Annotated in this window: 8 protein-coding genes and 3 pseudogenes; 5 read left to right on the top strand and 6 right to left on the bottom strand. The window is 60.1% G+C overall.

All coding sequences use genetic code 11. From position 1 onward, the window contains the following. The first annotated feature begins 13 nt into the window (after positions 1-13). The 3 genes from ACZ9DP_RS10380 to atzF are packed head-to-tail and all read left to right on the top strand — an operon-like array spanning position 14 to position 6,028. Positions 14-664: an urea amidolyase associated protein UAAP2 gene (locus ACZ9DP_RS10380; RefSeq protein ID WP_194731499.1), complete on the top strand. Its 651-nt coding sequence runs from the start codon at positions 14-16 to the stop codon at positions 662-664. A gap of 1 nt (position 665) precedes the next feature. Beyond that, complete coding sequence (gene uca, locus ACZ9DP_RS10375; RefSeq protein ID WP_476201545.1) at positions 666-4,202, top strand: urea carboxylase; 3,537 nt, start codon at positions 666-668, stop codon at positions 4,200-4,202. Then, positions 4,202-6,028: an allophanate hydrolase gene (atzF, locus tag ACZ9DP_RS10370; RefSeq protein ID WP_476201543.1), complete on the top strand. Its 1,827-nt coding sequence runs from the start codon at positions 4,202-4,204 to the stop codon at positions 6,026-6,028. The genes uca and atzF overlap by 1 nt, the downstream gene beginning before the upstream one ends. 265 nt (positions 6,029-6,293) lie before the next feature. Here the strand turns inward: atzF and ACZ9DP_RS10365 are convergent, their stop codons facing one another. Beyond that, complete coding sequence (locus ACZ9DP_RS10365) at positions 6,294-6,551, bottom strand: hypothetical protein (protein WP_074071460.1); 258 nt, start codon at positions 6,549-6,551, stop codon at positions 6,294-6,296. Positions 6,552-6,829: 278 nt separating this feature from the next. On the opposite strand from ACZ9DP_RS10365, the pseudogene ACZ9DP_RS10360 reads away from it, so the two are divergent. Next, positions 6,830-6,961 (top strand): annotated as a pseudogene (locus tag ACZ9DP_RS10360) (DUF6894 family protein); the annotation flags it as partial. A gap of 33 nt (positions 6,962-6,994) precedes the next feature. Here ACZ9DP_RS10360 and ACZ9DP_RS10355 read toward each other — a convergent pair. The 3 genes and pseudogenes from ACZ9DP_RS10355 to ACZ9DP_RS10345 all read right to left on the bottom strand — a co-directional run. Beyond that, positions 6,995-7,186, bottom strand: a complete 192-nt coding sequence (locus ACZ9DP_RS10355) for a hypothetical protein (protein ID WP_476202292.1) — start codon at positions 7,184-7,186, stop codon at positions 6,995-6,997. A 310-nt stretch (positions 7,187-7,496) separates the two neighbouring features. Next, on the bottom strand, positions 7,497-8,531 hold the full coding sequence (locus tag ACZ9DP_RS10350; protein WP_476201541.1) for an IS110 family RNA-guided transposase: 1,035 nt from the start codon (positions 8,529-8,531) through the stop codon (positions 7,497-7,499). A gap of 131 nt (positions 8,532-8,662) precedes the next feature. After that, a pseudogene (locus tag ACZ9DP_RS10345) lies at positions 8,663-9,258 on the bottom strand (Crp/Fnr family transcriptional regulator); the annotation flags it as partial. 518 nt (positions 9,259-9,776) lie between these two features. On the opposite strand from ACZ9DP_RS10345, the gene htpG reads away from it, so the two are divergent. Further along, the gene (htpG, locus tag ACZ9DP_RS10340) at positions 9,777-11,669 is read left to right on the top strand and encodes a molecular chaperone HtpG (protein ID WP_476201539.1); all 1,893 of its coding nucleotides are present in this window, start codon (positions 9,777-9,779) and stop codon (positions 11,667-11,669) included. Between the two features lie 97 nt (positions 11,670-11,766). Here htpG and ACZ9DP_RS10335 read toward each other — a convergent pair whose 3' ends face one another. Both ACZ9DP_RS10335 and ACZ9DP_RS10330 read right to left on the bottom strand, forming a co-directional pair. Next, the gene (locus tag ACZ9DP_RS10335; RefSeq protein WP_476201537.1) at positions 11,767-12,027 is read right to left on the bottom strand and encodes a tautomerase family protein; all 261 of its coding nucleotides are present in this window, start codon (positions 12,025-12,027) and stop codon (positions 11,767-11,769) included. Positions 12,028-12,053: 26 nt separating this feature from the next. Beyond that, positions 12,054-12,257: pseudogene (locus ACZ9DP_RS10330) on the bottom strand (SDR family oxidoreductase); the annotation flags it as partial. Positions 12,258-12,761: the final 504 nt, after the last annotated feature.

The following is a 12,761-nucleotide window of genomic DNA, read 5'->3' as shown; positions in this document are numbered from 1 at the left end:
GGGAAACATGACCATGACCGATTTCATTCAGACAGCGCCGGGCCGCACGCTCGAAAACGCCGCACAGGACCATTACATCCCGGCTGAGGCACCATTTTCGGCGGTGGTCCGGAAGGGCCAGACCATCCGTATCGAGGACACATACGGCCAACAGGCGATCGACACGCTGTTCTACAATGCCGAGGACTTTTCCGAGCGCTACTCCAACCAGGATACGATGCGCGAACAGGGTGCGGCCTATATTTCGACCGGCACGAGGATCATCTCCAATGAGGGCCGGGTGATGCTGACAATGACCGCCGACAGTTGCGGGCGCCACGATACGTCCGCTGGTGCCTGCTCCTGCGAGAGCAATACGGTACGCTTCGGCCACGGCACCAAATATCTCCATGCCTGCCGGGACAATTTCGTTCTTGAAGTCTCCAAGCACGGCATGAGCAAGCGCGATGTCGTCCCCAACATCAATTTCTTCATGAACGTCCCGATCGAGCCAAGCGGCGAGATGACGATCGTCGACGGGATCTCCGCGCCGGGTGACTATGTGGAACTGAAAGCGGAGATGGATGTTTTGCTCGTCATTTCCAATTGCCCGCAGATCAACAATCCCTGCAACGGTTTCGATCCTACCCCGATCCGGGTGCTGGTCTGGGACAGCGAGATCTGACATGTTCAAGAAGGTTCTGATCGCAAACCGGGGCGAGATCGCTGTCCGGATCATCAAGACGTTGCAGCGCATGGGTATTGCATCGGTCGCCGTTTTTTCGGATGTCGACCGCTTTTCCAAGGCGGTGTTGATGGCAGACCAGGCGGTAAGGCTCGGCCCGGCGCCGGCGGCCGAAAGCTACCTCGACGTCGAGGCCGTCATCGCGGCCTGCATGGCAACAGGTGCCGAGGCCGTCCATCCCGGCTACGGCTTCCTTTCGGAGAATATCGACTTCGCCGAGCGACTGGCAAAGGTAGGCATCGCCTTCATTGGCCCGACGCCCGGCAATATCGCGGCTTTCGGGCTCAAGCACACCGCCCGCGAACTGGCGCAAGCCTGCGGGGTGCCGCTACTTCCCGGCAGCGGCCTCCTGGAGACGAGCGAAGCCGCGCTCACGGCCGCAGCCGACATCGGATATCCGCTGATGTTGAAATCGACCGCCGGCGGGGGCGGCATCGGCATGCGACTCTGCGATGACCCCGAACACCTGACGGCGGCCTTCGAGAGCGTGCAGCGCACTGCGCGCGCAAGCTTCGGTGATGCGCGCGTCTATCTCGAGCGTTTTGTCGCCAAGGCCCGCCATGTTGAAGTGCAGATCTTCGGCGATGGCAATGGCCGAGTGATCGCGCTTGGCGATCGCGACTGCTCGTTACAGCGCAGGAACCAGAAGGTGATCGAGGAGACACCGGCGCCGGGATTGCCGGATGTGGTTCGCACGCGGCTGCATGCCGCGGCCGTCGCGCTCGGCGCCTCCGCCGGCTACCGCTCGGCGGGAACGGTCGAATTCATCTACGATCCTGCGCGTCAGGAATTCTACTTCCTCGAGGTCAATACGCGCCTGCAGGTCGAACATCCGGTGACCGAGGCCGTCTTCGGCATCGATCTCGTCGAATGGATGATCCGCCAGGCGGCTGGGGAGGATATGCTGGCCGGTAACGCGGCCCTTATACCCAGCGGCGCGGCCATCGAAGCGCGCATCTATGCCGAAATGCCGCATGCGGAGTTCAGGCCAAGCGCTGGACTGCTGACCGAGGTCGTCTTTCCGAAAAACGTGCGTGTCGATGGATGGATCGAGACCGGCACCGAGGTCAGCCCCTATTACGATCCCATGCTTGCCAAGGTGATCGTGAAGGCCGAAGATCGCCCCGCCGCAATCGCGGCACTCGGCAAGGCTCTTAAGGAAAGTGCGATTTCCGGAATCGAGACCAATCTCGATTATCTGAGGGCGATTGCGGCTTCGCAGCTCCTGTTAAGTGGTGATGTGGCGACGACGGCGCTCAATGATTTCGCCTTCGTGCCCGAAGTCGTCGAGGTGATCGCGCCAGGCGCCCAGTCGAGCTTACAGGAATTGCCCGGGCGGCTGGGTCTCTGGCACGTCGGGGTACCGCCATGCGGGCCGATGGACGAGCGATCCTTCCGCCATGCCAACCGGCTGGTCGGAAATGCAGACGAGGCGGTAGCTCTCGAACTCACCGTATCCGGCCCAGTGCTCAAATTCCTCTCGGATGTCAGGATCGCACTTGCCGGCGCGCACATGCCGATGACCCTCGACGGTACGTCGATTCCGCAGGGAGCGGCGATCCTCGTCAAGGCGCACCAGACGCTTGCGATCGGGACGATTGCTGGCGCCGGCCAGCGCTCGTATCTCGCCGTCGCCGGCGGATTTGCAGCACCAGTAGTGCTCGGTTCACGAGCAACCTTCGGCCTGGGACAGTTCGGCGGCCATGCGACCGGCACGCTTCGCGCCGGACATGTGCTGCGGCTTGCCCGCACGCCGCAGCCGACATCGAAGCCGGCCAACGACCCAGCCGAGCTCACGCGCGCCTGGGAGGTCGGCGTCCTCTACGGCCCGCATGGCGCTCCCGATTTCTTTTTGAAGGAAGACATCGAAACGCTGTTTTCGACGGAATACGAAGTCCATTTCAACAGTGCCCGCACCGGCGTGCGGCTGATCGGTCCGGCGCCGACGTGGGCCCGCGCCGATGGCGGCGAGGCGGGGCTCCACCCGTCGAACCTGCATGACAATGCCTATGCCGTCGGCGCAATCGACTTCACCGGCGACATGCCGATCATCCTCGGCCCCGACGGCCCAAGTCTCGGCGGTTTCGTTTGCCCGGCGGTGATTGCGCGCGACGAACAATGGAAGATGGGCCAATTCAAACCGGGCGACAAGATCCGCTTCCACGCGGTGAAACGCACCGGAGACCCGATCGCCGGGCCGATGGTCAAGCGCATCGGCGATGCCGCCGGCTGCCCGATCGTCGGACGGAACGAGACGGGGCCGGTCCCCGTGATCTATCGCCGGCAGGGAGACGACAACCTGCTGGTCGAATATGGGCCAATGCAGCTCGACATTGCGCTCCGCTTGCGTGTCCATCTTTTGATGCAGGCGATCAAGGAGGCGAAGCTCACCGGGCTTATCGATCTTACCCCCGGCATACGATCGCTGCAGATCCATTATGGCGGAAGCGGCCTCACCCGTACACGCCTTCTTGGCCTGCTCGCCGAGATCGAAGCTTCCCTGCCGCCGGCGCAGGCGGTGAAGGTGCCAAGCCGGATCGTGCATCTGCCGCTCTCCTGGAACGATTCAGATGCCGAACTTGCGATGCGCAAGTATCAGGAACTCGTCCGGCCGAATGCGCCCTGGTGCCCCTCGAATATCGAGTTCATCCGACGCATCAACGGCCTGGCCGACGAACAGGCGGTGCGCAAGGTCGTCTTCGACGCCAGTTATCTCGTACTCGGGCTCGGCGACGTCTATCTCGGCGCTCCGGTTGCCACACCGGTGGATCCCCGGCATCGGCTGGTGACGACAAAATACAATCCCGCCAGAACCTGGACGCCGGAAAACGCCGTCGGCATCGGGGGCGCCTATATGTGCATCTACGGCATGGAAGGTCCCGGCGGCTATCAGTTGTTCGGCCGTACGATCCAGGTCTGGAACACTTGGCGCCAGACGCCGTTCTTTTCCAAGGACAAGCCTTGGCTGCTCGATTTTTTTGACCAGATCCGCTTCTTCCCCGTGAGCCACGAGGAACTGACCGAGGCGCGCGCCGCCTTCCCTTATGGCGGTTATCCAGTCCGCATCGAGGAAACCGAATTCAGCTATGCGGCCTATGAAGCGGAGCTTTCAGCCAATGCACAGGCGATTGGCGCCTTTAAGGCCAATCAGCAATCGGCGTTCGAGGCCGAACGCAAGCGCTGGAAGGATCTTGGCCTCGACAGCTTCGTCGTCGACGAGGGCAGCGGCAGTGGGCTTGGGGGCGAAATACCCGATGGCTGCTTTGGCGTCGAAAGCGCCGTACCCGGAAACGTCTGGAAGATCCTCGTCGAGGAAGGCCAGCCGATCGCCGCCGGTCAGACGCTCGCCATTATCGAATCCATGAAGATGGAAATTAATGTGACCGCCCATGCCCCAGGTCGCGTCCGCGATCTGCGCGCACGCCCCGGCCGCAACGTGAAAGCCGGCGATGTCCTCGTCGTGCTGGAGGAAATCTGATGCTCCCTACCATTCTCGATCTCGCTTCGCTCCAATCCGCCTATGCAGCCGGACTTTCGCCCCTTGATCTCGTCGAGCAGGTGATCGCCCGAAGCAGAGCTGCCGATGATCCGGCGATCTTCATCACACAGACCCCCGACGATGATTTACGCGCCGCTGCCAGGGATCTGATGGCACGCGCTCCCGAGCCAAACAGTCTCCCGCTCTGGGGCATCCCCTTCGCGGTCAAGGACAATATCGATGTTGCCGGCTTGCCGACGACGGCGGCCTGCCCGGCCTTTGCTTATCGCCCCGAGCAGGACGCGACGGTGGTGGCGCGGCTGACAACCGCCGGCGCGTTGGTGATCGGCAAGACCAATCTCGACCAGTTCGCCACCGGCCTCAACGGCACGCGGTCTCCCCACGGCGCGCCGCGCTCGGTCTTCGACAGAAATTATGTGTCGGGCGGCTCGAGTTCCGGGTCGGCCGTAGCCGTTGCTTCGGGCCTGGCGAGCTTCGCGCTCGGCACCGATACGGCCGGTTCCGGCCGCGTGCCGGCAGCCTTCAACAACCTGGTCGGCATCAAGCCGACGCCGGGGCTCGTGCCGAATGTCGGCGTGGTTCCCGCCTGCCGCAGCGTCGATGTCGTCACCGTCTTTGCCGCGACGGTCGGCGACGGCGTTGCGATCCGCAAAGTGATGGAGGGTTATGACGCCGCCGACCCCTTCTCACGCAAGGCAGTTCCCGCCAGCCTGCCCGCCTCCGGCCTGAGAATCGGCGTGCTCGACGGAGCCGAACGGGAATTCTTCAGCAACAAGGATGTCGAAGGCCTCTATGATGCGGCCATCGAAAGGGCGCGTGCTCTCGGTGCCACCATCGTTCCTTTCGATTATGCCCCGTTCCGGCAGGCGGCCGAATTGCTGTATAACGGCCCCTGGATCGCCGAACGGCTGGCCGCGGTGAAGGATTTTCTCGCGACGAATGCCGGTGATTTTGATCCGACGGTGCGCACTATCATCGAGGGTGCGAAAGCCTATGATGCCGTTGCCGCCTTCGAGGGCAGATACAAGCTCGAAGCGCTCCGGCAGAAGACCAGGCAGGAATGGCAAAAGGCGGATATTTTGATGCTGCCGACCTCGCCGACTACTTATACGGTCGAGCAGATGATGGCGGATCCGATTGTCAAAAACGGTCATTTCGGCCGGTACACCAACTTCGTCAACCTGCTCGATTGCGCGGCGATCGCCGTCCCAGCCGGATTTGATGCGGACGGCCACCTGCCGGCCGGTGTGACGCTGATCGGCCCGGCCTTTACCGACGACGCTCTCGCCCCTTTAGCCGACGCCATGCACCGGACCTTGAACATGGGGATGGGTAAGGACCGCGCGGCCGTCATCCCCGAGGTAAGCCACGTGCCGCAGGCCGATGATCGCTCGGTGCCGATCGCTGTCGTCGGGGCACATCTGACTGGCATGCCGCTCAATTCCGAGCTCACGGGAGGAGGTGGGCGCCTTGTCAAAACTTGCCGGACTGCAGGTGACTACCGGCTATTTGTCCTTCCGAATACAGCCCCGCCAAAACCCGGCCTGGTGCGCCAACCTGGGTATCAGGGAAAAGGCCTCGAAGTCGAAGTCTGGGCGCTGCCTCCGGAAGCCTTTGGTCGCTTCGTGCAGAATATCCCCGGACCGCTCGGCATCGGCAAGCTTGTTCTCGATGATGGCTCCAGCGTCTCAGGATTTATCTGCGAAGCCTATGCCGTCGATGGTGCGCACGAGATTACCGAACTCGGCGGCTGGCGACACTACATGCGAATGAAGACCGAAACAGAGGAAAAGGACAGAGGATGAGGACATCATTGAGTCGGCCCCCCGCGCAAAGACGACGCTCCCCTCCGAGACTAGGTATGGCTTTTTTGCCTTCGTGTCGTTCGCCTCGTGCGATCCCCAATGGATAGCGGCCTTACACGACGTTATGGGAGGACGTGAAGCGTTGAGTTCACAACCAGGCGCCGCAAGCAATAGCCCTCACAGAAGCAGCACGATCTAGCGAAAGCCACTTGCGGCCTGGCACATCACGCCACGCGTGGCCGAAGGTTTCGAACTGGAATAGTAGTCAGCCGGTTCTGTTTTCGTCGCCCGCGAGAGACGAAGGATGGCCACCGGGCGGTGGCGCGCAATCATGGTTGAGCCTCTCGACCAATGTATCCGACGACTTGATGCCACAGCTAACAAGCTCGATGGCGCGCTTGACCGCGTCCTGGCCGCGCTCGCTGTGGATTTCAACGCGATTTTTTTGCGACCACCGGCGCAGGGCGGAGGTGATGAGATCGACCTCTTCGTCCGTGAAGGAGAGGAGTTCAAAGAGAACCATGACGCCCTCCCATGAAGCAAAACAGTCGTCCGAATACAACCTCGTCGGGGCCAGGAAAAACTATGGCAGAAAGGACGAACGGCTAAAAGGCATTGTGCGTTTTCGGACATACCGGATCCATCAAGCCAGCCACGGCGCTGCCGGACCGGCTGTTGGTCAGCAGCGTTGAAAGCCAGCCTCAGGGCCAGCTTGACTGATCCAGAGCTTCACGCGGCCCAGGATCTTGGTACAACGGCTCCCCGCGCTTACCCAACGCGACGTTTTCGAGCACAAAAGGACTGAGCGCTGATCTCCCTACGCTAGAAGATGCCAGGCATGAGGCGCTCAATGACGCGCGCGTACTGATGAGCGACGCTGTCCTTCGGGGTCGAGACATTTCCGAGCGGAATGTTGAACCCTGCCATGATGCCGGCCGTTCTTTGCAGTTCAGTTTGCAGATGCGATCAAGCGATGCGAACAGCCCGGTGCGCCACGCTCATTGGAATGCCTATCAGCCGCTCGTACTCCGCCTCGGGCAGGCCGTAGCAGCCACCGGCAATTTTCTTGAGCTTTTCCCTGTCGATGATGCGTACGTTCCCCGCGTTGATCTGATGGCGTCGTCTAATCGCACGGCATTTTGCAAGCGTTTTTTTCAAAGATCAGTCCGGCCGGCACTGTGGTCAGTGCTGGAGTGCGAGCGATGTGGGCGCCAAGTATATGATTTTCGGCGTCTAGTGAGCGTTTGCCGGAAGCAGGGTCGTCTTCGCGGTCGACACACGGTCGCCGCATGATGGGGCTTCGCAGGTCGAGTGTTCCAATGTGGACGACGCAATTCGCAGGTTACTTGCGAGTGCACCCCAACAGGCGGAATCACCGTGCCTACGTCCCGGCAGGGACGTTCTGACGCCGGTCCATCAGGACGCTGGCGGAAAGTATTCGGATCAAACCAGGCAGTCTTCGGACCAGCTAGCCGTTGGCCGGATCCATTCCAGCTGCTCGATCAAAAAGCTGACCAGTCTTGAGCATCGCGTGCATAGTGACAGACAATCTGCGCGCAACCGCGACCGCGGCACGTTTGAAACCCAGCCTTTCCCTTAGCTTTAACCCCCAAGAGCGCAGGCCGCTATCGGCACTGCTGCGCGTGAGGATAACAGTTGCAGCTTCGAACAGGAGACCGCGCAAATGGGCGTCTCCGCGACGCGAGATATGACCGTCATAGTCGACCTCGCCTGATTGATAGCGGCGTGTCGTTAGTCCCAGCCAGGCTCCTACGGATCGTGACTTCTTGAAGTTCTCCGGATCTTCAATGGCAGTCACGAACGAAGTTGCAGTGACAACCCCAACACCGGGAACCGACATGAGTAGCCGGCACGATTGGCTCGCCCGCGCGATCGCGATCAACTGCCTACTGAGTTCGGCCGCCTGTTCGCGCGTGCCATACCAGGCCTTCAAGAGTGGGAGAATGATCCGCGAAAGAGACTGGTGGCCGTCAAGGAGAATTCGAACGTTGTTTCCGAAGGTGGCACCCTTGCCACTTGGAATGACCAAGCCAAACGTCTTCATCAAGCCTCGGATCTGATTTGACAGCTCTGTGCAGATCGTCACCAACCGCATTCGTGCCGCCACGAGCGTCCGGGTGAGCATGCTGTCGTACCCTTTGACCCGGACTTCGCGGTAGAAGCCGACCTCGGCAAGATGCGCGAGGCCATCGGCGTCGTTCGCATCTGTTTTGTTCGCAGCCATGTCGAGCGCCGCCTTGGCATGCCGAGCGTCGATGCAAATCGCCGGAACCCCTGCATCGGTCAGCGCATGATAAAACCATATCGATAGCGGACCAGTTTCAAAGATGACCCGCCTCGCATCAGGCGCATGCTTATGGAGCAATGTTATGATGCTGTCCGGGTCGGATTTGCATTTACCGCGCCAGATCCTTTTGCCACCGCGCCGAATGGAAATAGCTGTCTCTTTCAACGACACGTCAAGCCCGATATACTCTTCCATGGTTGTTCTCCGTTAGATGCCTGGGCCTGACCGACCAGTCTTGAGCCCGCACTTTCATCTTATCGGGGAACAGCCACCAGCTTCCACTGTCCGGACTGCATCAGGGGGACTCGCTCCCGCGATTACCCCATGTGGATGCCTTCGAGAATGTGCAACTCGTTTTGTCACGCCAGCACGCCGAACCCCGAGCATCATTCCCAGGAATTCATGGGTAAGCGCGAGATTGTCGCCCTCGAGACGGTCATGACACATCAGCAGCCATCGCGCGAGGCACTCCTGCATGCTGTAGCGCGCGTTTGCGAGAGCTGAATGAGCAAGCTGCAAGCTCGCCGAATTGCACGTAGCGCAGCAGCAAATCTCTCGTCGGCTTATGGTTGTCGATAACGGTCATGAAGTGTTCGACCGGAACGGCTATTCCAGTTCCGGCGACTTGCATAAATGTTTTACTCGGGGTGCGGTCGGTCATTAACAGCACATGGTGGCCACCAAGACCCTCGCGTCCCACGTGCCCGGCCTCGACCACTTCATTGTCGGAGCTGACGGCAACCATTGACGCAAGACCGCTCTCGATGAAGCAAACATGTGAGATGGGCGCGTCGGATTCGACAACAACTTGTCTGAGACCAAGATCGATTGCGGCCATTTCCGAACTGAGCCGCTCGAAGGCTTCCGGCGCCAATGCCTTAAGCAGTCTGTTCGCAACGGTCGCCTGTGAGAAGGATGGCATGGACGTCACAGGGCTAGAACTGCGGCGGTTACTCGGGAGCTCCAGAGGCCCCATATTCGATGACGGCCAGGGTACTCGATGGTCGCTGCGACCGATAGAACGAGATTGGTGTGAGCCCAGATACCCGCAAACACGCGCAAGGGCACGTTCACGTGGCTCGCGCAGAGGGACCATCAGGCGGCTCGACCAGCCTGCCTGTGTCGAGCTCACTCGTGCTCCGCCGCTGCGTATCGAAGTGGCCTTCCTTCCGAGCAACGGGGCAGTGCCCGCGATCCCTCAGCCGGGCCCCGGCGCGTCCTGCGGGCGCTGCTGCTCGGTCCGGGAAGAGGCGGCTTCGCCAAGCACACCGAGATCGTCAGCGGACGTGTCACCGACAATCGACACTGCGAATTCCGAAAGCCGGCGGCGCAAGCGCACTGAGTATTGCGCTTCATTCGGCGTTAAAGAAACATCTTGAATTCAATCGCAGTCTTTGCCACCTGATCGATCGTTTTTTTCATCATGGGAGATCATGACGTATGACGACGACCGCCACGCACAACACTGCCGAAAACCACATCTTCGAAGCCGATGTGGCGCGCCTTCTGCATATGATGGTGCATTCGGTCTATTCGGATAAGGATGTCTTTCTGCGTGAACTGATCTCGAACGCCGCCGATGCGTCCGAGAAGCTGCGGTTCGAGGCGATTGCCACACCCACAATGCTTGCAAACGATCCGGACAGCCGGATCACGCTATCGCTCGACGAGGAAAAGCGCCAGTTGGTCGTCGAGGACAACGGAATTGGTATGAGCCGTGACGAATTGATCGAGGCGATCGGCACCATTGCCCGCTCGGGAACCCGTGCCTTCATGGAGCGCATTGAGGCCAACAAGACCGGCGAGAGTGGCCAACTGATCGGACAGTTCGGTGTCGGCTTCTATTCCTGCTTCATGGTTGCCGAACGCGTCGACGTGGTTTCCCGGCGTGCGGGCGCCGATGAGGCTTGGTTGTGGTCGTCTGATGGTCGGGGCAGCTATAGCGTCAGCCCCGTGGATGTGGTGGATGCTCCGCCGCGTGGCACGCGTATCACTTTGCATTTGATGGAGGACGCCAAGACCTACACATCCCGTTGGTCGGTCGAGCGGATCGTCAAGGAGCAATCCGGCCACGTTCCCGTGCCGATCACGATCATTGAAAAGCCGGGCGCCGAACCGATCCAGCTCACCGACGGTACGGCTCTTTGGACTCGTTCGAAAAGTGACATTTCGACCGAAGAGTATACGGATTTCTACCGCGGAATTTCCGGACAGTACGACGAGCCTGCCGTGACTGTTCATTTCCGGGCCGAAGGACGGCATGAGTATACTGCACTAGCCTTTGTTCCGGGATCGCAGCCGTTCGACATGTTTGATCCTGACCGCAAGGGCCGGATGAAGCTTTATGTAAAGCGTGTCTTCATCACCGATGACACCGAACTCATGCCGCGTTATCTTCGCTTTGTGAGAGGCCTGATCGATACCGCAGACCTTCCCCTCAACGTTTCGCGCGAGATGATCCAGGCGAGCCCCATTCTGGCGGCGATCAGGAAGGGCGTCACCAGCAGGGTCGTAGCAGCAATCGAAAAACTCGCCGAGACCGATGCGGACGCCTTCATCAAGTTTTGGGAGAATTTCGGTTCAGTCGTTAAGGAAGGCATTTACGAGGATTTCGAACGCCGCTCGCAGCTGATTGCCCTATCGCGCTTTAGAACCACGGCCTCGAGTGACGGGTATCGCTCTCTGGCAGATTATGTGAAAGATGCCAAACAGGATCAGAGCGCAATTTATTACTTGACCGGCAACAATCTGGATCAGCTGAAGGCATCGCCGCAGCTAGAAGGATTTCGCGCTCGCGGCATCGAGGTCCTGCTGTTGACCGACTCCATCGACAGCTTCTGGGTGATGAATGCACCCGAATTCGAAGGAAGGACCTTCAAATCGATCACGCAAGGGGCAGCTGACCTGGCGCAGTTCGCCACGTCCAATGACGAAGCAGCCACGAAGAGCGAAACGTCGGCGGATCTCGAGAGCTTCATCGCCTTTGCCCGCGAGACGCTCGCAGACCAGGTGTCGGATGTTCGTGCCTCCCATCGACTGACGGAAAGTGCGGTTTGCCTTGTCGCATCTGAGCAAGGCTACGACCGCCAGATGGAAAAGATACTGCAGGGCGCGGGGCGGCTCCAGTCGGCTGCAAAGCCCATCCTGGAGATCAATCTCGAGCATCCGCTGGTGAAGGGAATTGCTGCCAAAGACGACGGCTCTTCGCTAAGGGAGGATGCAGCATTGCTCCTGCTTGACCAAGCACGGATCCTTGATGGCGACAGACCCGTCGATCCCCGTGCCTTTGCCGAGAGACTGACACGGGTATTCCAAAGAGCGTTGCAATCTTGATGGAGAGCTGGCGGTAGGCTTACTCTGCCGCAATAGTCAACATCACCGGTAACGCTTGCGGAACCGTGCTCGACATGGGCAGGACGCGGTACGAATGTCACATTCCCGGCGGACGGCATGTCCGCCGGGAATGGGCCACGTAACTGTTTTCTTTGCTGCGATAGGCGTCCGGCAGGATAAAGATCTCATCGCAGCGGCCGTAACCGCCGTCCTTCACCTCCTCGATTAGTACCATGGTGTGCGGCCTTGCGGCCTCTGAAAAATACTCGACGAGCATGTTCGTCGTGCGGTGCACGATCTCCTGCTTCTGGGCGCGGTTCAGCGCGCCTTCCGGCGTCTTGATGTTCACGAATGGCATGGTTTTATCCTCGGTTCGGGCTTGCTTCAGATCATGCTGCCATTGACGCGAAGTACCTGGCCGTTCACCCAGGCACCTTCCGAGCTGGCCAGGAAGGCAACGACCGAAGCGACATCCTCCGGTTGGCAAAGCCGGCTCAGCGGTATCGTTCTGACGATGGACTGGACCAGTTCATCCGATTTGCCGGTCATGAACATATCCGTTTCGACCGGGCCGGGCGCGACCGCGTTGCTCGCTCTGAGACGTGGCTGTCTTACTACTCCTTCGCTTAAGCCTTTGGGACAGGCTTCGATACGCGAGAAATATGTTATTCTTCGATCTCGCGCGCTCTCGCAGACCATCGACGCCCACGGGACGTGCGTTCCGCCAGTCCTATTCTGGCATCTGGCCCTGCCCCGTCTGCCCCCAGCCCGCAGGGCCTTTTTTGTGAGGGGTATCACTGCGAGCCGACGTTCCACCACTTTGGAGGAATTGAATGGGTCATTCAGTCTGGGCATTGCGAGCAAGCCCAGTCGTGCATCGTGTTTTCATCTGTCAGCCCGAGCAGTAATCCCGAACGCTGCAAGAACTACAATTTGCTTGTGGAAATGGTCCTATGAGGGAAAGTCAGCTGGGGATCCGAGCGACATCCCGATATGTCTAAGGGCTGCGCGGCGGCGCGCTCTTCTAGACGGGTGGCCTTCCACCTTGGCCGTCGACGATCACGAACGGCTGCCGCGGAAGCATGTGTCAAT

The sequence above is a fragment of the Rhizobium sp. USDA 4016 genome (assembly GCF_056279705.1).
This window is presented reverse-complemented; position numbering and strand designations above follow the sequence as displayed.

Excerpts from the sequence above, each read along its gene's own strand:
- atzF (WP_476201543.1), top strand. The coding sequence starts at position 4,202 with ATGCTCCCTACCATTCTCGATCTCGCTTCGCTCCAATCCGCCTATGCA.
- htpG (WP_476201539.1), top strand. The coding sequence starts at position 9,777 with ATGACGACGACCGCCACGCACAACACTGCCGAAAACCACATCTTCGAA.
- ACZ9DP_RS10335 (WP_476201537.1), bottom strand. The coding sequence starts at position 12,027 with ATGCCATTCGTGAACATCAAGACGCCGGAAGGCGCGCTGAACCGCGCC.
- ACZ9DP_RS10365 (WP_074071460.1), bottom strand. The coding sequence starts at position 6,551 with ATGGTTCTCTTTGAACTCCTCTCCTTCACGGACGAAGAGGTCGATCTC.
- ACZ9DP_RS10380 (WP_194731499.1), top strand. The coding sequence starts at position 14 with ATGACCGATTTCATTCAGACAGCGCCGGGCCGCACGCTCGAAAACGCC.
- ACZ9DP_RS10350 (WP_476201541.1), bottom strand. The coding sequence starts at position 8,531 with ATGGAAGAGTATATCGGGCTTGACGTGTCGTTGAAAGAGACAGCTATT.
- uca (WP_476201545.1), top strand. The coding sequence starts at position 666 with ATGTTCAAGAAGGTTCTGATCGCAAACCGGGGCGAGATCGCTGTCCGG.